This window comes from Nocardioides malaquae, from assembly GCF_015070385.1.
GTDB classification, from domain to species: Bacteria; Actinomycetota; Actinomycetes; order Propionibacteriales; family Nocardioidaceae; genus Nocardioides; species Nocardioides malaquae.
This window is the reverse complement of record NZ_JADCSA010000005.1, coordinates 48,828-66,607: the sequence shown is the minus strand read 5'-3', so window position 1 is coordinate 66,607 and position 17,780 is coordinate 48,828. Positions and strand designations below refer to the sequence as shown.

Here is a 17,780-nt window from a genome sequence, read left to right as displayed (position 1 = left end):
CGGCCGCTGCGGGTGGGAGTCAGACGACGGTGCGCACCGTGCTCCAGCCCCCGGCGGTGCACTCGACGACGAGCTGGGCCGGCACGCGCTCCTTCATCGCCTCCACGTGGCTGATCACGCCGACCGTACGCCCGTGCTCGCGCAGCTGGTCGAGCGCATGCATCGCGAGGTCGAGCGTCTCGACGTCCAGGGAGCCGAACCCCTCGTCGATGAAGAGCGTGTCGAGCGTGACGCCACCGGCGCGCTCCGTGACGACCTCCGCCAACCCGAGGGCCAGGGCGAGGGAGGCCAGGAACTTCTCTCCCCCGGAGAGGGATTCCGGTGCGCGACCCTCCTGCGTGTGCTGGTCGAGGACCCGGACGCCCAGGCCGGCGTTGTTGCCGCGCGTCGCGACCCGGTCGTCGAGCACCAGCTCGTAGCGACCCTCCGACATCAGGCCGAGCCTGCGGTTCGCCGCGCGCACGATCTGGTCCAGCTCGACGGCGAGGACGTAGCTCTCCAACCGGAGCCGCCGCGTGTTGGGCGACTCCCCGTGCACCGTGGCCGCCAGACGCCGCAGGACGTCGAACTCGCGCCGGTCCTCCGCCTGCTCCGACCATGCGGCCACGATCCGGGCAGCCATCTCGCGCGCGGTCTGGTGACGTTGGCGCGCGACTCCGGCGGCTGCCGCCGCGAGGTCGTACTCCTCGGAGGCGACGCGCAGCGCCTCCTCGGGACCTGAGAGGTCGACGAGGTCCGTCGGCAGCCCCTGCATCTGCGGCTCGGCCAGCGCGGCTCGGACCACCGATGACTCTGCGTCGTGTGCCCGGACGCGTTCCTGCGCGTCGGTCACCACGTCTGCCGGGAGGTCCGCCTCCTCCGCCTCCTGCGCAGAGGCGAAACCGTGACTCGCGAGGTCTGCATCCAGGCGTGCGGTCGCGGCGACGTGGTCCGCAACGGCCTGGTCCAGGACCCGGATGGAGGCCAGCACCTCGTTGACGACGTCCAGCTGCCCACGCACCCCCTCGAGGCGCTCGGCCACGCTCTCTGCGCCTCCCCGCGCCAGCTCCACCTCGTGGCGAAGCTCCTCCACACCCTCGCTGCGCGACTCCTGGGTGGCCGTCAACGCGGCAACCGCCACCTCGGCCTCCTGGCGCTCACGCTCGGCCCTGGCCAGCTCCTCCTCGGCGCGCGCACGGGCCGCGACCGCCTCGCGCACGCGACTCTGGCGTTCGGTGGCCTCGGTCAGGAGGGTGCGAGCGCGTTCGAGGGTGAGGGGTCCGGCGTGCACCCTCTCCTGCTCCCGGGCGGCCGCGAGGTCCGCCTCGGCCCGGAGACACGCGGCCTGGGCCGCGTCGAGCGTCTCCTGGGCCGCGTCGAGATCGGACTGGCTGACCTGGTCGCCGACGGGCTGCGCTGGAGCGGGATGGGCCGTCGCACCGCAGACCTGGCACGCCTCACCGTCGACGAGGTCTGCCGCCAGGCGTCCCGCGACCTGTTCCATGCTCCGGCGTCGGAGGTCGTCGAGCCCGGCCGAGGCCCGGGTGCGGCGCTCACCCGCGGCGAGGGCCGCGCGCTCGGCCTTCTCGCGCGCTTCCCGAGCCTGTGCGAGCCGACCGGCCCGCGCCACCTCCGCCAGCAGCTCGTGCACTGCTCGCTCCACCTCCTCGGGCTCTGCCTCGAGGGGACGAGCCACCACTGCACGGTGGAGCGTGGACTCCTCGGCGAGGAGGGCGATGCGCCGCTGGTGCTCGTCCAGCTCACGGCGACCTTGCTCCAGCTCGGCCGTCGCACGCCCGAGCTGCGCCTCCGCACGGGCAGCTCTCTCGAGAGTCGGAATGGCTGCGACGAGCGAGTCGCGTTGCTGGTCGAGACCTTCCGGCGCCTCATGACCGAAGACCTCGGCGTGGAGCGCGGACGCCTTCCCCATCTGTTCCTCGGCGTCGGCGAGACGCCGACCCGCCCGCTGGCGGTCCAGCCGACTGGACCTGACCGCCCGCGCAGCCCCCGCGCGCTCGAGCCGGTGACGCCAGTGCTCGACCTGCTCCCGCTCCCCGTGCAGCGCGGCCTCGCGGCCCAGCAGCTCGGTCAGCCGCACCTGTCGACGACGCAGGTCACGCGCGGCCTCCACCTCTGCCCGCCGCCGGTCCAGCACCTGGTGACTCTCCGCGCGCCGACCGGCGGCGGTCGCCTCGTCGGAGGCGCACCGGGCCACCACCTCCTCCAGCCAGTCGTGACCGACTTCTTCGGGCGCGTCGACGTCGAGGTGCCCCGCCAGGGTGGCCACGAGGGTGTCACTCGTGGAGACGGCACGCTCGATCTCGACGCGTCGCTGCGTGACGCGCTCCTGCAGGTAGGTGTCGAGGTCGTCGAACCGCTGCGTGTCGAAGAGCTTGCTGAGCAGCCTCCGGCGCTCGGCACTCTCGGCCACGAGGAAGCGTTCGAACTGGCCCTGGGCCAACATCACCACCTGCAGGAACTGGGCCAGGTTGAAGGGCAACAGGTCGTCGAGGCGCTGGGCGACCGTCCGAGGGCTGGCCTCGAGCGCGACCCACTCCCCGCCGTCAGCGCGCCACAGGGTCGCTGCGGCGCGCTCGGTGGTCAGCCCCTCGCCCCGACTCTTGGGGCGCTCGAACTCGGGTGAGCGCCGCAGGCGGTAGCGCTCACGACCCACCGTGAACTCCAGCTCGACCCAGGTGGGGTCCGACGGGCCGCAGTGGTGACTGCGCAGCTGGTCGGCCGCTCGTGTGCCGTAACGGGGAGCGCTGTTGTAGAGGGCGTAGACCACGGCGTCGAGGACGCTCGACTTGCCCGCCCCCGTCCGCCCCTGGATCAGGAAGATCCCGTGGTCGGCGAAGGCCTCGAAGTCGACCCGCTGGGGAGCCAGGAACGGACCGAACCCCACCATCTCCACACTGTGGATCCTCATCGTGACGACACCCCGGCCCGCACCGCACCCAGCGCCTCGTGCACCAGGGCCTCCTCGGCCTCGGACGGGCCTTCACCCTCACGCACGTGGCGCAGGAACTCACCCACCACCTCGTCGTCGGAGAGCGTCACCAGACGTTGCCGGTCCGTCCTCTCGGGAGAGGACGGTGTCCTGCCGACGAAGTCCAGCACCGCGCAGTGGGGGAACCGGACCTGGAGACGCCGCATCGGGTCCAGGGGGCGGGTGCGGTCCGTCAGACGCGCTCGTACCCATGCGCCTTCGTGGACAGCGAGGTCCGGATCCTCCAGGAGGTCGGTCAGCTCGCCCTCCACCGTCACCAGCGGTCGCGGGACCGGCAGGTCGAGCCAGGTGACGGCCTCCAGCCCCTCCTCCCCCAGGTCGACGAGCCAGGCCCCCCGTGGCTTGTCCTGCTCGGAGAAGGAGAGGTGCAGGGGTGCACCGCTGTAGCGGACACCCGGGGCCAACGTGCTCCGACCGTGGATGTGGCCGAGAGCGACGTAGTCGAACCCGTCGAAGGCCGGCACCGGCACGCGATCGACCCCACCGGAGGTGATCCCGCGTTCGGACTCACAGGACTCCCCCTCGGCGCCGTTGACGAACGTGTGCGCCACGACGACCGAGCGGCCCCCGCCGCGGGACTCCAGGTCGGAGCGCACCTCGGCCAGGGCACAGCGCATGACCGCGGCCTGGCTGCGCCCCCGTTCGGCCGGCCACAGGTGCCGCACCAACGTGGGCTCGAGGAACGGGATGCCGTAGACGTGCACGGGTCCGTGGGCGTCGTGGACCGTGACCGGCCGGGCCAGCTCCTCGGGGCGGGTGAGGACGTGGACCCCCACCTCCGCCGTGAACGCGGCGCGGGCGCCGAGGCGTACGGGTGAGTCGTGGTTGCCACTGGTGACCAGCACGGTGGCGCCCGTGCGGCTCAACGCCACGAGGACGCGGTCGAGCTCCCGGACCGCGTCTGCGGACGGCATGGAGGAGTCGAAGACGTCTCCGGCGACCACGACCATGTCGACCTCGTGGCGGGCCACCAGGTCGACCAGCGCGTCGAGCACCTGGCCCAAGGCCTCGAGGGTCGAGTGCTGGTGGAAGGTGCGCCCGATGTGCCAGTCGGAGGTGTGGAGGATCCTCATGCCTTCAGGCTAGGGACGACCACCGACAGTCTGTCCGGGGCGGTGCTCGAGCGGGCGTCGGCACCGCGTCGTTCGGCGGCGATCACCGTCGCGGTGCGGGCGCGTGGAGGTTGAACCGCACGCCGACCATCCGCAGCGTGAAGCACCCGAGAGCCGCGACGCCCGCAGCGGCGAGGGCCGGAACGCCCAGGGCCGCGCAGGCCACCAGGAGCGACGCACCCAGCATGGCGGGAATGGCGTACAGGTCGCTGGCCAGGACCGTGGGCACCTCCCGGATCAGGACGTCGCGCAACGTCCCTCCACCGACGGCGGTGACGGTCCCGAGGATCACCGCCTGCACCGGACCGGTACCGAACTCGAGGGCCTTGGCGGCGCCCACGACCGCGAAGAGGCTCAAGCCCGCGGCGTCGAGCACGGTGATGGGTCCGGAGACTCGTTCGAGATGACGTCCGAACACGAAGGCAACCAGTCCTCCCGTCGCCGCCACGGCCAGGTAACGCCAGTCGAGGAAGCTGGCAGGCGGCAGGTCGCCCAGGACGATGTCGCGGACCATGCCCCCGCCCAGAGCCGTGAACATGGCGAGGGTGACCACCCCCACGACGTCGAGGCGGGTCAGACGGAGGGCGGTCAGCGCGCCGTTGACGGCGAACGCCAGGACGCCGCAGAGGTCCAGGACCACGAAGAGGGGCGGGAACGACGGCACCCCATGTGTCTAGCACGACGAAGCCCCGCCTCCGACCACGTTGCACACGTGGTGGGGCGGGGCCTTTGACGGAGGGTCAGGAACCGATGTCGTCGATCTTGTCGTTGACCTTGTCCTTGATGTCGGTCACCTTGTCCTTGACGCCCGCCTTGGTCTGGTCGGCCTTGCCCTCCGCGCGCAGGGAGTCGTCGTCCGTCGCGGCGCCGGTGGCTTCCTTGCCACGGCCCACCATGTCCTCGACCTTGTGCTTGGCCTTGTCGTCGAAGCCCATCGTTACCTCCTGGGTCGGTGTGTCTCTCGGGCGTACGGCACTCCACCTACCCGCTCACCGACGTTCCACACTCGACGGGTGCGACTTTCTGCTCACGGTGGCCGCTGTCCGACGGATGAATCCCCCGTGCGTAGACCCTCGAGCAGGTGGGTAACGAGACCACCATGGACACCGTGCTGATCTACCTCATCCCCGTCGTGGCCCTCGCCGGGCTCTTCTTCCTCCTCTGGTGGCTCGACGCCCGTCGTTCCGAGAAGGTCGCCCACGACCCGGACCGCCAGGACGTGACGCCCGACAGCGACCCGAAGGGCCGCCGCAAGCCGTGACCGCCGCGCGGGGAGGCGCTCAGGCCGACCCCTCCCCGCGCAGTCGCGGCAGGACGGACTTCCCGTACTCGCGGATCATCTCGCGCCAGTGCGGGCCCATGTTGGCGACGTAGACCTCCTCGAACCCCGCCTCCACACACTCCGTGAGTGCGGCGACATGGGCGTCGAGGTCAGACCCGCACGTGACGGTCGAGGCCGTCTGCTCCTTGGTCACGAGCTCGGCCCCCTGCTCGAAGTGACGCGGCGACGGGAGCACCTGCGCGAGCTCACCGGGCAACCCGCTGGTGCCCCAGAGACGGTGCGCGTGGTCGATGCCCTCCTCCTGCGTGGGAGCCCAGCTGACCTTGATCCCGATCATCGCGGGCTTGCCGCCCGAGCCGTCGAGGAACCGCTGCAACAGCTCACGGTCCGGAGTTGTGGTGACGTAGCCGTCGCCGATGCGCGCCGCCAGGTCGGTCGCCTTGGGCCCGAAACCCGAGATCCAGATCTCGGGCGGCTGTTCCGGCAGGGTGTAGATCCGGGCGGTGTCGGTGGTGTAGTACTCCCCGCGGTGGGTGACGAAGTCGCCCTTCCACAGCTCGCGGATGAGTTCGACCGCCTCCTCGAGCATCTCGAGCCGGATGTCCGCAGACGGCCACGGGTCACCGAGGATGTGCTCGTTGAGAGCCTCGCCGCTGCCCAGCCCCAGGATGAACCTGCCCTTGAGCATCGCCGCGCTGGTCGCTGCCGCCTGGGCCACGATCGCGGGGTGGATCCTCACCGTGGGGCAGGTGACTGCGGTGGTGACGGGCAGGTTGCACGCCTGGGAGAGGGCCCCGATCACCGACCAGACGAAGGCACTCTCGCCCTGCTCGTCGTTCCACGGGTGGAAGTGGTCGCTGATCCAGAGGGCCTCGAAGCCGGCCTCCTCGGCCAGCACTGCCTGCTCGATGAGCTCGTCGGGTGTGTACTCCTCGCAGGTGAGGAAGTATCCGAACCGTGTCATGCGTGCCTCCTGGGTGGTGGTCGTCACTGACGGTCCGCCTACCCCGGGCCCGCCCGGCTCATGCGGCGACGGCCTCACCCGCCCGGATGAGCTTGAGGAGCGCCAGCTCCAGCGGGCGCAGCCGCGCCACGTCCCCGAGGGCGCGCCGGGCACAGGCGGCAGGGACCACTCGACCCTCCTCGTAGGCGGTGAGGACGCGCGGGTCGACGTAGGCGCTGCGCGCCAGGGCGGGAGTGTTGCCGAGCAGGTCTGCCGCCGCCTGCACCGCGCCGCGGATCTCCACCTGCTGTTCCTTCTCGCTGCTCCGGGGACCCGCCAGACCGAGCGTGGCGGCGGCCACCAGCGTGCCGTGCCAGGTGCGGAAGTCCTTGGCGGTCACGTCGAGGCGAGTGACCTGCCGGATGTAGTCGTTGACCGCCTCGGGCGCGAGCTGGCGCCAGACGCTCCCGTCGCGGTAGGCCAGCAGCGTGCCCTTGGCGGAGCGGCGCCGTCGCATCGTGCAGATGGCATCGATGACGTCGGGGTCGTCGACCTCGACGTGGTGCTCCACCTCGGACTTCCCGACGAAGTCGAAGGTGAGGACCCCCTTGCTGAGCCTGACGTGGTCGGGCCTGAGGGTGGTGAGGCCGAAGCTGCCGTTCTCGTCGGCGTACACGTCGGAGCCAATGCGGAAGCTGCCCCGGTCGAGGAGCCGGAAGGCCACGGCGCACGCGCGCCGGGCGGTGACGTCCTCGTCCGCGAGGTGCTTGCTCACCAGGCCCCGGGCCCGACCGAGGGCCTGCCCGAAGGCGAGGGAGCGCTCGAACTTCTCGGCGTCGCGCTGCGCGCGCCACTGCGGGTGGTAGAGGTACTGACGACGGCCAGCAGCGTCCGTGCCCACCGCCTGCAGGTGTCCGTTCGGGTCGGCGCAGACCCACACGTCCTCCCAGGCCGGCGGGATCACCAGTGCCTTCGCGCGGTCCCGGTCGGCAGGACCGAGCAGGTGTCCGTCGGCGTCACGCCACGAGAACCCCTTCCCGGATCTTCTCCGGGTCCAGCCCGGTTCCTCCGGGGAGCTCTGGCGCAGCGCCATCACGACCTGCGCACGGTCCGCGAGGCGAGGGCGGTCAGGAGCACGCTCGCTCCGGCCGCCACGACGGCGGCGACTCCCACGACCAAGGACTCCGGCTCGTCACCGAGACGTCCGACGGCGATCCAGGCGAGCCCCCACACGACGGTGGCCACGACCGCCCACCGCGCCACGCCGACCCGGGTCGCCAGGAGCCAGACCAGCAGGCAGACCACGGCGAGCACGCCCACCCCCACCAGCTCGCCCACGCGCCGCCCGGGGTCCACCCCGGCGTCGACCAGGACGGCGGCGACGTTGGCGCAGGTGGCAACCGACGTCCATCCGAGGTAGAGGCCGAAGGTGACCCCGACGACCACCGGCCCGGCACCGGCCCCCTCCACGCCGTTGGCACGCACGAGGAGGAGCCCCAGGACGAGGGCGAGGCCGAGGATCACGAGGATGCTGAGCCAGAGGTAGGAGGTCTGGATGCTCAACAGCCAGACTGCGTTGAGCACCATCGAGGCAGCGGCCCACCAGCCGACCGTCCGCGCGAGCGCGTCAGCGGCCCGGCCGGGCAACGTGTGCCAGACCGTGAAGACGACGAGGGCGGCGTAGATCACCGACCAGACGGAGAAGGCCGCGCCCGCGGGAGCCAGGAAGGTGGCGTCGGCGGAGAGCGCACCACCTGCGGCCTCGGCCACCGGCTCGCCGATCCACACACCTGAACCGAGCACGCCACCCAGGATGCACACGACCGCCGCGAGCAGCACCGCCGCCTGGCGGACACGATCCGCCGCCGAGGCCTTCGCAGTCCCGGCAGACCCTGAGGTGGGTGTTCCGGCCCCCGTGTGGCTGCGCTCGGTCGTCCGTCCTGCCATGCGGGGCCTCCGATCACGGCGACCGGACCTGCTCCGACCGCCTGACCAAGGCGTTACCCGGCGCCCCGAGAGGCGAAACTCTGCTTGCGTGCGGGCCTACGCTTCGCGCATGACCTCATTGCCGCAGACCGTCGCCCGCCTCTCCCTCGGCTCCGTGATGGTCGGGGCGGGAGTCATGCACCTGACGACCCAGCGCCAGGAGTTCCAGGCCCAGGTGCCTGACTGGTTCCCGATCGACGAGGACCTCACCGTCGTGGGCTCCGGCGTCGTCGAGATCGCGCTGGGCGCGGGCCTCGTCGCCCTCCCACGGCACAAGCGCCTCTTCGGCGCCCTGCTCGCCGCGTTCTTCGTCGTCATCTTCCCCGGCAACGTGGCCCAGTACGTGGAGGGCACCGACGCCTTCGGTCTCGACACCGACCGCAAGCGTCTGGTCCGGCTCTTCTTCCAGCCCCTGCTGGTGCTCTGGGCGCTCTTCGCCGGTGGCCTGCTCCGGCGCCGCCAGCAGGGCGACTGAGGGCGTACGCCGCCCCGACGCGGGCGGTCGGACGCGGGCGGTCAGTGATGGCGCAGGGCGTCGATGAGCTCGGACTTCCGCATCCCCGACCGGCCCTCGATCTCCAGCTCCCGCGCACGGTCGCGCAGCTCCTGGACCGTCCAGTCCTCGTAGGAGCCGGACTCGCCACCCCGTCGTCCGACCTCCGCGCGCGACGAACGCGCAGCTGCGTTGGCGATCCTTGCCGCCTTCTCCTTGCTGGCGCCGTCGTCACGCAACGACTCGTAGAGCTCGGGATCCTTGACGCTGGGCCCGGGGTCCTTCCGTGCGGGCATGGCACACCTCCGCCTCGATCGCAGTTTCGGACCGCATACCCCCGGCGTTCGCGCGTCAACCCTGACCCGGGTGCCGCCCCGGTCCGGCTCAGGAGATGTCGTGCACCGCGACCGAGAGAAGCACCGCGGCGTCGGTGACCGCCTCGAGGTCGTGACGCACCGGCGGGATGAGCACGAAGTCGCCCGCCGCGCCTTCCCAGCTCTCGTCCCCCGCGTGGAGTCGCACCGTTCCTTCGAGCACCTGCAGGGTGGCCTCACCCGGGCTCTCGTGCTCCCCGAGTGCGCGACCCCCGGCCAGGGCGATGACTGTCTGACGCAGGTGGTGGTCCTGACCGCCGTGCACCGTCTGGGCGCTCCGGCCCGCACTGGCGCTGCGCGCCTTCTCGAGAAGGTTCCCTACCAGGTCGACCAGTCCGACGCTCTCCATGTCGTTCCTCTCCTCCAGCAGTCAGTTTCCCGCCCACCCTACGCAACGCCGATCCCCGACACGTGGGACGGAAGGGTTGCGGCAACACGACGGCAGCGCCACCCTCATGGCATGGACACCGACATGGGCCCCCGTCACACCTCAGACCTCCGCGAGCTCCGCGACCACGTCGTCGTGGGGTGGGACGGTTCCGCGCACGCCGAGCGAGCCCTGCGGTGGGCGAGCAACCAGGCAGCCCTGGAGGATCGACGACTCGGCGTCGTCCTGACCGATCCCGACGACACGGAGAGCCTGTCGCGGACCCTGAGCTCACTCGAGCCAGGCGTCGGTTCCACAGGAGTGACGGTCGCGGTGCAGCCGGGTGATCCTCGTGACGTGCTCGTGGACGTCTCTGAGCACGCCCACCTGCTGGTGGTCGGGTCGCGGGGGCGCGGCACGGTGCGCAGCATGCTGCTGGGTTCGGTCGGCGCCGCGGTGAGCCACCGGGCGAGCTGTCCCGTCGTGGTGTCGCGGCCACCGGGCGACTTGCCGCTGCGGCGCGGCATCGTCGTCGGCGCGGACGGCGCCCCGGAGTCACGGCCGGTGTTGGAGTTCGCCTACCGCCAGGCCGCCCTGCGCGACCTGCCGTTGACCGTCCTGCACTCCTACTGGGACGCCGCGGCCGCGCTGGCCCAGCACCGCCAGGCGTTGGGGGAAGACGTGCAGGACCCCGAGCTGGAGGAGCTGCGCGCAGGCCTCGCCACCGCCGTCGCGGGTCTGGCTGAGCAGTTTCCCGACGTCGAGGTCACGCTGAGCCTCAAGCACGGGCTGACCGACCAGGCCCTGGCCCCCAAAGAAGGAGCGTGGGAGCTGGTCGTCGTGGGGCGTCACCCCATGTCGGGCCTGACACGGCTGGTCACCGGGTCGGTGGCGAGCGCGGTCATCGAACGCTCCCGGAGCTCGGTCGCCGTGGTGCCCGTCGTGCCTTCGGTGCCCGCCTGACGCGCCGCGAGGTCGAGGACCTCGGCATCCTTCTGGCCTCGCCTCAGGGCTCGACCGGTCCCCCGGCCGACTGCCACGCACCGATCCCGCCGCCGAGGTGCGCCACGTCGTCGAAACCTGCGCTCACCAGCTGGTCCACGGCCACCCCGGAACGGCTGCCGCTTCGGCAGTAGACCGCGTAGGTCGCATCCGGATCGAGGTCGTCGAGGCGCTCTGCGAAGGCTTCGACGCCCACCTCTGCACCCTCGGCAGACCCGGAGTCGCCGTCGCTGCCGCAGGAAGTGAGGAACCCTGTGGCCAGAAGCGCCGTCGCCAGGGCCACGAGCAGGCGGGCTGCCCGCGTGGTGGCGTGCTTCACGCTGACTCCCGGGCGGCCTGCTCCACGTCGAAGGCGCGCACGGCCTCCACCAGCTGGTCGAACGCCGGGGCCGCCATCGCGCCGGGCTGGGAGAAGATGAGATTGCCCTGCTTGAAGGCCATCAACGTGGGGATCGAGGAGATCTTCGCCGCTGCCGCCAGGGTCCTCTCGGCCTCGGTGTCGACCTTGCCGAACACGATGTCCGGGTGCGCCTGGGAGGCGGCCTCGTAGACGGGGGCGAACATCCGGCACGGACCGCACCACGACGCCCAGAAGTCGACGAAGACGATGTCGTTGTCCAGGACGGTCGACTCAAAGTTGTCGCCCGTCAGGACCTGGGTGGCCATCGGTCAACGCCCCTGACGGAAGCCGAAGACGTTGCTGCGGGTGTCCGCGACCTGGTCGTGACCGTCGCACCACTGGTCAGGTCCGACCATCGCCTTGACCTCGGCGACGTGCTGGCCGCAGCCGCTCCAGGTGACCTTGCCGCACTGGCGGCAGGTGATGGGTGCACACATGGCTCCTTCTCCTCCAGTCCGTGAGACAGGTGAGCGGCCGGTCCTGCGTGAGGAGACCACTATCCCCCAGGGGGGATAAAGGAAGGTTACCCCCCCGGGGGGATAAGTTCAAGTACGTGCGCTCTCGGCTGACAGGGGATGGATGCGCGGGTGGGCGACGAGGGAGCCAGAGTCGTGACGCTCAGCAGTACTGACGGCACTCCCCCGACTGCGGACCGAGGCGGCGTTCCGCCTCTGCGACGGCTGCGACGGGCGAGGCGTTGCGACCCGCGCGCCAGGCATCCAGGAACGGCGCCGGGGCGACGACGCCGCGTCGCACCCACCACTGGTCGGGCGGCCCTGGCCAGCTGATCCCGAAGTGCACGTGGGGACCGGTCCCACGCGCACTCCCGGTCTCGCCCACAGAGCCCAGACGAACCCCGTCTTGCACCCTGACTCCGGGGCGGATCCCCGACGCCACGACCGAGAGGTGGGAGCCGTAGTAGCGCACACCGTCCACGCCGACGACGGAGACGAACTTCCCCCCACGGTCCGCACCACGATTGTCCGAGGCAGACCACCGGTCCACGGTGCCGACCTCGTCGACCACCCCCGCCACGGGCGAGACGAAGGCACATCCTTGGGCAGCGAAGATGTCGGTGGCGGGATAGTTGTGGTGCTCGGCCGCGTAGGACCCCGCACAGCCCTCGATCGGGAAGGCGTAGCTCACCTTCTTCCGGACGGGGTGTGACGGCGCGGGTTCCGGCGCCTCGGCACTCGCGCTGGGCGAGGGCGTACGCCGCGGCTCAGGTCTCCCGGACGGCGTGTCGGGCGTTGCCTCAGGCGCGGCCGAGGCCGGGGTGGGTGGCGGCGACTCGCGTCCCTCCTGCCAGGCGCTGAGAGCCACCACCAGTCCGGTCACCCCCGCCACCACCACCATGCCGGCAACCACGCTGGCCACGAAGAGGCGCCACTGCCGGCCCACGACGTCACCAGTACATGTCGACGGTGGACTTCGGGTAGACCGTCTCGCACGGGATGCCGTTCTTGTCCGCGTCCATGCGATCCGGCATGCCCCAGTAGTACCAGTACGAGAGCGCGTCCCCGTAGCTGTAGCCGGAGGAGTACAGGTCACGGCAGAACAGACCACCGGGAAGGTCCATGTAGTTGTCGTCCACCGGCGGTTCATACACGGGCGCGTCAGGGTTCGGCATGCGGTCGCCCCAGTAGTCGCGCACCCGGTCCGCCGGATACACCGTCTCGCACGGGATGCCGTCGCGGTTGGCGTCCATCTGATCCGGCTGACCGTGCATCCGCCAGTAGTCGACGGCAGCCGAGTAGGAGTACCCGTCCGCCTTGAGGTCCCGGCAGAACAGTCCCGCCTTCAGGTCACGCACGTCGCCCGGCCCGGACGCCTTCGGTCGCTTCGTCCTCGTCGGCTCCGGGGAGGCACTCGGTGTGGGCGCGGGCGTGGCGCTCGCCACTGCAGGACTCCCTGCCTCGTCAGCGTCGCCCGAGTACCTGGACCACAAGAAGATGGCTGCCGCCACGCCCGCGAGCAGACCCCCGACGAGGAGGCCGATCACGACGACGATCCACACCTTCGAGCCACCTGGCTTGGGGGGAGGCGGTCCTGGCGGAGGTCCGCCGGGACCCGCTGCCCACGGACGAGCGGTGCCCGGCCCTGGTGGCGGACCGCCCCACTGCTGTCCGGGCGGTGGGCCCTGCGGCCGCTCCGGCGGTGGGCCCTGAGCGCCCCCCGGCGGCGGGCCGACCTTGGCTCCGCAGTTGGAACAGAAGGCTCCCTGGACGGGGCCGCCACAGCGTTGACACTGCATCAGACTCACCCACCTCAGTGCGACCGAAGCGGTCTGCACATGCTCATTGCACCACCTCACCGGCCGCCATGTCCCGGGAAACATTGCAGTGAACGCCCAGTTCAGACGTCACTTTCGTGACATGCAGGGCCTTCACCCCGAGCCCTCGCCACGGGTCGAAGCAGGAGCCGACGGTCAGCCGGTCAACGGGGTGCTGAGGCGGCTCACAACTTGCGGAGCACGACCTGCGGCACATCTCCCCGGGCTGTCGCGGCGATCCGCGCAATCTCCTCGGGCACGGCCGTGACGCCGGAGCCGTCCCGAGCCACGTACACGTGGACCCAGTGGCCGAGCGCTGCGCGACGCTCTCCCACGAAGGCGGCCAGGGCATACGTGATGCTGCTGGCCCCGAGGGTCACGACGGCGAGCCCGACCGTCACCTCGTCGCCGAGGTTGACCTCGCTCTCGTAGGAGCACGCGGACTCCCCCACCACACCGATGGCGTCCGCGGTGACGGGGTCGATCCCCGCCTCGCGTTGCAGCCAGGTGTTGATCGCGGTGTCGAACCAGCCGTAGTAGACGATGTTGTTGACGTGCCCGTACATGTCGACGTCCGACCAACGCACCTGTTGGGTGACGCGCACCGGATAGTCGTCCAGGGTCGCGCTGCCGTCCATCATGACGGCCCGTGCAGGTCGGGGGTGCCGATGTACTGGATCTCCTGGTACTCGGCGAGTCCGTCGGGTCCACCCTCGCGCCCCAGACCAGACTGCTTGACCCCGCCGAAGGGAGCGGAGGGGGTCGAGATGACGCCGACGTTGAGACCCACCATGCCCGCCTCGAGCCCGTCGGCGAACCGCAGGCCGCGGGCCACGTCGCGGGTGAAGACGTAGGACGCCAAGCCGTAGGGAGTGTCGTTCGCGAGGCGCAGTGCCTCCTCCTCGTCGCGGACCCGGACCACCGGCGCCACCGGGCCGAAGACCTCCTCCTGCAGGATCCGCGCCCCGGCGGGGACGTCGACGAGCACCGTGGGTGGGTAGAAGTGGCCCGGCCCGTCGGGCACGGTGCCTCCGGTGGTCACTCGCGCGCCCGCTGCCACGGCGTCGGTCACCAGGTCGTGCACACCGTCACGCGCCTGAGCGGTGATCAGCGGCCCCACGTCGGTGCCGTCCTCCAGTCCGTCCCCCACCGTCAGCGCGTCGAACCGCTCGGTGAGGCGCTCGACGAACTCGTCGTGAAGATCGGTGTGGACGAGCAGCCGGTTGGCGGCCGTACACGCCTCGCCCATGTTGCGCAGCTTGGCGGCCACGGCACCCTCGACGGCCACGTCGAGGTCGGCGTCGTCGAGCACGACGAGGGGCGCGTTGCCCCCGAGCTCCATCGACGTGCGGAGCACCTGGTCGGCCGCCTGCTTCAGCAGGGTCCGACCGACGCCGGTGGAGCCGGTGAAGGACACCTTGCGCAGGCGGGTGTCGGCCATGACCGGCTCGACGACCGCACGGGCACTCGACGTGGGCAGCACCTGGAGCACCCCCGGCGGGAGTCCAGCGTCCTCGAACGCCCGGGCGAGCAGGAGGCTGGTCAAGGGGGTCAGCTGCGCTGGCTTGAGGATGACGGCGCAGCCGGCGGCCAGGGCCGGCGCGATCTTGCGGGTGCCCATGGCGAGGGGGAAGTTCCACGGCGTGACGAAGAGGCAGGGGCCCACAGGCTTGCGGCGGACGACGACCTGCAGACCTCCCGCGGCGGCCGGGCTGAAGCTGCCCGACGACTGGGTGGCGCGCTCGGCGAACCAGCGTAGGAACTCCGCGCCGTAGGCAACCTCGCCGCGTGACTCGGCGAGGGACTTGCCCATCTCCAGCGTCATGGTGCGGGCGAACTCCTCCTCGCGCGCGGTCACCAGCTCGAAGGCACGCCGCAGCACCTCGGCGCGGGTGCGCACGGACGTACGCTCCCAATCGTGCTGCGCCTCGGCCATGGCGTCGAGCGCCTCCCGGACGTCCCCGGGCCCGGCGTCCGCCACGGCGAGGAGCTCACGCTCGGTGGCAGGGTCGCTGACGGAGAACCTCTCGCCCGAGGCGGCAGGACGCCACCGGCCCGCCACGTACAGGTCGGTGGGCACGTCGGCGAGCAGTGCGGACTTGTCGTTCACGGCCCCTCCTGGAGGGAGATGAGTTGGCGGAGCTCGCTTCCGTCGGCGAGCCGGTCCATGGCGTCGTTGATGCGGCTCAGCGGAACCGTCGAGCTGATGAGCTGCTCGACCGGAAGCCGGCCACGGCGCCACATGTCGATGAAGACGGGCAGGTCTCGCTCCGGCACGGACGAACCGAGGTAGCTGCCGATGATCGTGCGGCCCTCGGCGACGAGCCCCAACGGGGAGACGGTGGCGGTGTCGCCCGGTGCGGGCAGGCCGACGGTGACGGTGGTGCCTCCGACTGCGGTGCACGCGATCGCGAGCTCGAACGCGACGCCGCGTCCGACCGCCTCGACCACGTGGTCGGCCTTCAGGTCGTCGGCCGCCTCGTCGGGCGAGAGGGCTCGGCTCGCGCCGAACGCAAGAGCCTGCGCTCGCTTGGCCTCCGAGGTGTCGACCCCGACGACCGTGACGTCGTCCAGCGCGAGCGCGGTGAGCAGCGCAGCCATGCCCACCCCGCCCAGGCCCACGACCGCCACGGTGGAGCCCGGCGACGGCCGTGCGGCGTTGAGCACCGCTCCCCCACCTGTCAGCACGGCGCACCCCATGAGGGCGGCAACCTCGGCCGGGACGTCATCCTCGACCACCACCACCGATCGGCGGTCGACCACGGCATGCGTCGCGAAGCCCGAGACACCGAGGTGGTGGCGCACGGGCACGCCTGCCTCGGCGAGCCTGCTCCCACCCGCGAGCATCTCGCCCGCGGCATTGGCGGCGGAGCCACGGACGCACGGCGCCACCCCGTCGGTGGCGCAACCGGGGCACTCGCCGCACCGCGGCAGGAACGTGAGGACCACCCGTTGCCCCACGGAGACGTCGTGGACCTCGGAGCCCACGTGGAGCACACGTCCCGCTGCCTCGTGGCCCAGCACCATCGGCACCGGGCGGCTGCGTGAACCGTCGACGACAGACAGGTCGGAGTGGCAGACGCTCGCCACCTCGACCTCGACGAGGAGCTCACTGCCCCGGGGTTCGTCCAGCCCCAGCTCGACCACCTCGAGGGGCCGCGAGGCGGTGTAGGGGCGCGAAGCCCCGAGCGTACGGAGCACGGCGCCCCTGGTCTTCATGCACACCTCCGCATCGTGCCCGCGAGCACGGGCCACTGGGACGCTAACCACAGCCGACGGTCGTCACAAGGGGCCACGTCCACAGGGCGCGTTGTGCGATCACACCAACCCTCTGGTGCCATCGCCACGTCAGCCGCCGATGACGACCGGAATGGCTCCGAAGTCTCCCGGGTCGGTCTCGAGCCCGGTGCCTCCGCGCACCATGAGCGTGACGACGTCTCCGGCGGCGGCGCCCGAGAGGTCGAGGGTGGTGGTGAAGGGGAGCGCCTTGGCGGCGGGTCCTCCCTGGGCGATCTGGAGGTCGAGGGGCTCCCCAGCGACCCCGGCCACCCGGGCACTCACGTTGAGTGTGGCCTCGAACCCTCGGCCCACGCCCTCGACCGACAGGCGGGCGGCGGGCACCTGCGCGAGCGACTCCGGAGTCGTGATGGCCGCGTGGGGACTGACGGCAGCGATCACGAACCAGCCCCCGTCCGCGCCCAGCTGGCGCAGCAGGAGGGTGGAGCGCACGATCGACCGGTCACCGGACTCGCCGGTGAAGAGTGCGTCCACCTCACCGCTGCGCGAGTCACCCTGACGGAACTCACCCGCCTCACCGGCCTCCAGGACCGTGTCGAGAAAGTCCTGCGCGGCCTCCACAGGGTCGTCGAAGATCACGTCGGACGCTGGCCACAGGGCGGGCTGGCCAGGGGCCGTCGGGTCGGGGCTGGGTTCGGTGGTGGGCGCGGTCGTGGGGTCGTCGGAAGGAGGGGGGCTCACCGTCGGCTCACTGCTGGGATCGGTGGCGGGCTCCTCCTCGCCGCACCCGGTGACGAGGAGTGCCACGAGGGTCGCTGCCAACGCGGCGACGACACGGCGGCTGGCGGTGCGGACGACAGTGGCCATGACGGCCTCCCGAGGGTGCGGCGCTGGAGACTCCAGACTCCTCCCCTGCCCCGCGGCGGGCAAGGGCGACCCGCCGGTCGCTGGATCAGTCATGCGCCGGCAGCCAGACCAGCACCGCACCTGTCGTGAGCTCGGCGTCAGAGTCGTGATGGGCCCGGCACTCGTCGCAGACCAAGGTCGTGTGCGTGTCAGGGCAACCTCCGCACTGCCACAACCCACGCCAGACGCCCGGTCGGCCGCAGGGTCTCCGGACGAAACGTCCGGCGTCGTCGAAGGGCGTGAACTCGTGTCCCGACAGACCCGGTCCCGAGGGCGGGCCCAGGTAGCACCCACAGTCGACCTCGGACCACTCGTGTCCGTCCTCGTCCCACTCCGGGTGCTGGTCGGTCCCGGTCGGGGACCACTCCAGAACGTGCATCTCGCCACCTCTCGCGTCGCGTCGTCTCGCGTGGGGTC

General features: G+C 71.4%; 22 protein-coding genes. 3 read left to right on the top strand and 19 right to left on the bottom strand.

Annotation, left to right across the window (positions count from 1 at the left end; translation table 11 throughout):
• Positions 1–19 precede the first annotated feature (19 nt).
• The 4 genes from IEQ44_RS06540 to IEQ44_RS06525 form a co-directional block, all read right to left on the bottom strand.
• Positions 20–2,908, bottom strand: coding sequence for an AAA family ATPase (locus tag IEQ44_RS06540; RefSeq protein ID WP_193637639.1), 2,889 nt, complete (start codon positions 2,906–2,908; stop codon positions 20–22).
• The gene (locus tag IEQ44_RS06535; protein ID WP_193637638.1) at positions 2,905–4,062 is read right to left on the bottom strand and encodes an exonuclease SbcCD subunit D; all 1,158 of its coding nucleotides are present in this window, start codon (positions 4,060–4,062) and stop codon (positions 2,905–2,907) included. The genes IEQ44_RS06540 and IEQ44_RS06535 overlap by 4 nt, the downstream gene beginning before the upstream one ends.
• A gap of 82 nt (positions 4,063–4,144) precedes the next feature.
• Positions 4,145–4,765, bottom strand: a complete 621-nt coding sequence (locus IEQ44_RS06530; protein WP_193637637.1) for a trimeric intracellular cation channel family protein — start codon at positions 4,763–4,765, stop codon at positions 4,145–4,147.
• Positions 4,766–4,841: 76 nt separating this feature from the next.
• The gene (locus IEQ44_RS06525; protein WP_193637636.1) at positions 4,842–5,036 is read right to left on the bottom strand and encodes a CsbD family protein; all 195 of its coding nucleotides are present in this window, start codon (positions 5,034–5,036) and stop codon (positions 4,842–4,844) included.
• 146 nt (positions 5,037–5,182) lie between these two features.
• Between IEQ44_RS06525 and IEQ44_RS06520 the strand changes: the two genes are divergently transcribed.
• Positions 5,183–5,362: a hypothetical protein gene (locus tag IEQ44_RS06520; protein WP_193637635.1), complete on the top strand. Its 180-nt coding sequence runs from the start codon at positions 5,183–5,185 to the stop codon at positions 5,360–5,362.
• Between the two features lie 19 nt (positions 5,363–5,381).
• Here IEQ44_RS06520 and IEQ44_RS06515 read toward each other — a convergent pair whose 3' ends face one another.
• Genes IEQ44_RS06515 through IEQ44_RS06505 form a run of 3 tightly spaced genes read right to left on the bottom strand, consistent with a single transcriptional unit; the run spans position 5,382 to position 8,273 of the window.
• Entirely contained in the window at positions 5,382–6,347 is a 966-nt protein-coding gene (locus IEQ44_RS06515) for a TIGR03557 family F420-dependent LLM class oxidoreductase (RefSeq protein ID WP_193637634.1), read from the bottom strand.
• A 58-nt stretch (positions 6,348–6,405) separates the two neighbouring features.
• Positions 6,406–7,419: a DNA topoisomerase IB gene (locus tag IEQ44_RS06510; RefSeq protein ID WP_193637633.1), complete on the bottom strand. Its 1,014-nt coding sequence runs from the start codon at positions 7,417–7,419 to the stop codon at positions 6,406–6,408.
• A complete protein-coding gene (locus IEQ44_RS06505) occupies positions 7,419–8,273 on the bottom strand; it encodes a TspO-related membrane protein (protein WP_227487039.1) in 855 nt (284 codons plus the stop codon). Before IEQ44_RS06505 ends, IEQ44_RS06510 begins: the two co-directional genes overlap by 1 nt.
• 109 nt (positions 8,274–8,382) lie before the next feature.
• On the opposite strand from IEQ44_RS06505, the gene IEQ44_RS06500 reads away from it, so the two are divergent.
• A complete protein-coding gene (locus IEQ44_RS06500) occupies positions 8,383–8,787 on the top strand; it encodes a DoxX family protein (protein ID WP_193637632.1) in 405 nt (134 codons plus the stop codon).
• A gap of 41 nt (positions 8,788–8,828) precedes the next feature.
• Here IEQ44_RS06500 and IEQ44_RS06495 read toward each other — a convergent pair whose 3' ends face one another.
• Positions 8,829–9,101: a DUF7218 family protein gene (locus IEQ44_RS06495; protein WP_193637631.1), complete on the bottom strand. Its 273-nt coding sequence runs from the start codon at positions 9,099–9,101 to the stop codon at positions 8,829–8,831.
• Between the two features lie 88 nt (positions 9,102–9,189).
• On the bottom strand, positions 9,190–9,528 hold the full coding sequence (locus tag IEQ44_RS06490; RefSeq protein ID WP_193637630.1) for a cupin domain-containing protein: 339 nt from the start codon (positions 9,526–9,528) through the stop codon (positions 9,190–9,192).
• A gap of 111 nt (positions 9,529–9,639) precedes the next feature.
• Between IEQ44_RS06490 and IEQ44_RS06485 the strand changes: the two genes are divergently transcribed.
• Positions 9,640–10,509, top strand: coding sequence for a universal stress protein (locus tag IEQ44_RS06485; RefSeq protein ID WP_193637629.1), 870 nt, complete (start codon positions 9,640–9,642; stop codon positions 10,507–10,509).
• Positions 10,510–10,552: 43 nt separating this feature from the next.
• On the opposite strand, the gene IEQ44_RS06480 is transcribed toward IEQ44_RS06485, so the two are convergent.
• The 10 genes from IEQ44_RS06480 to IEQ44_RS06435 all read right to left on the bottom strand — a co-directional run bounded on the left by IEQ44_RS06480 (position 10,553) and on the right by IEQ44_RS06435 (position 17,742).
• A complete protein-coding gene (locus tag IEQ44_RS06480; protein WP_193637628.1) occupies positions 10,553–10,867 on the bottom strand; it encodes a rhodanese-like domain-containing protein in 315 nt (104 codons plus the stop codon).
• Entirely contained in the window at positions 10,864–11,214 is a 351-nt protein-coding gene (trxA, locus tag IEQ44_RS06475) for a thioredoxin (RefSeq protein ID WP_193637627.1), read from the bottom strand. The genes IEQ44_RS06480 and trxA overlap by 4 nt, the downstream gene beginning before the upstream one ends.
• A gap of 3 nt (positions 11,215–11,217) precedes the next feature.
• Positions 11,218–11,385 carry a DUF8730 family Cys-rich protein gene (locus IEQ44_RS06470; RefSeq protein ID WP_193637626.1) on the bottom strand — a complete coding sequence of 56 codons (168 nt, stop codon included), beginning with the start codon at positions 11,383–11,385 and terminating at the stop codon, positions 11,218–11,220.
• Between the two features lie 181 nt (positions 11,386–11,566).
• Entirely contained in the window at positions 11,567–12,349 is a 783-nt protein-coding gene (locus tag IEQ44_RS06465; protein ID WP_319804530.1) for a M23 family metallopeptidase, read from the bottom strand.
• A gap of 4 nt (positions 12,350–12,353) precedes the next feature.
• Complete coding sequence (locus IEQ44_RS06460) at positions 12,354–12,965, bottom strand: hypothetical protein (protein WP_193637625.1); 612 nt, start codon at positions 12,963–12,965, stop codon at positions 12,354–12,356.
• 440 nt (positions 12,966–13,405) lie between these two features.
• On the bottom strand, positions 13,406–13,861 hold the full coding sequence (locus tag IEQ44_RS06455) for an acyl-CoA thioesterase (protein WP_193637624.1): 456 nt from the start codon (positions 13,859–13,861) through the stop codon (positions 13,406–13,408).
• Positions 13,858–15,330, bottom strand: a complete 1,473-nt coding sequence (locus tag IEQ44_RS06450; protein ID WP_193637623.1) for an NAD-dependent succinate-semialdehyde dehydrogenase — start codon at positions 15,328–15,330, stop codon at positions 13,858–13,860. Before IEQ44_RS06450 ends, IEQ44_RS06455 begins: the two co-directional genes overlap by 4 nt.
• Positions 15,327–16,439 (bottom strand): alcohol dehydrogenase catalytic domain-containing protein, encoded by a 1,113-nt coding sequence (locus tag IEQ44_RS06445; protein WP_193637622.1) that lies wholly within the window; start codon positions 16,437–16,439, stop codon positions 15,327–15,329. The genes IEQ44_RS06450 and IEQ44_RS06445 overlap by 4 nt, the downstream gene beginning before the upstream one ends.
• A 129-nt stretch (positions 16,440–16,568) precedes the next feature.
• Positions 16,569–17,324 carry a hypothetical protein gene (locus tag IEQ44_RS06440; RefSeq protein WP_193637621.1) on the bottom strand — a complete coding sequence of 252 codons (756 nt, stop codon included), beginning with the start codon at positions 17,322–17,324 and terminating at the stop codon, positions 16,569–16,571.
• 85 nt (positions 17,325–17,409) lie between these two features.
• Positions 17,410–17,742 (bottom strand): hypothetical protein, encoded by a 333-nt coding sequence (locus IEQ44_RS06435; protein WP_193637620.1) that lies wholly within the window; start codon positions 17,740–17,742, stop codon positions 17,410–17,412.
• Between the last annotated feature and the right edge of the window lie 38 nt (positions 17,743–17,780).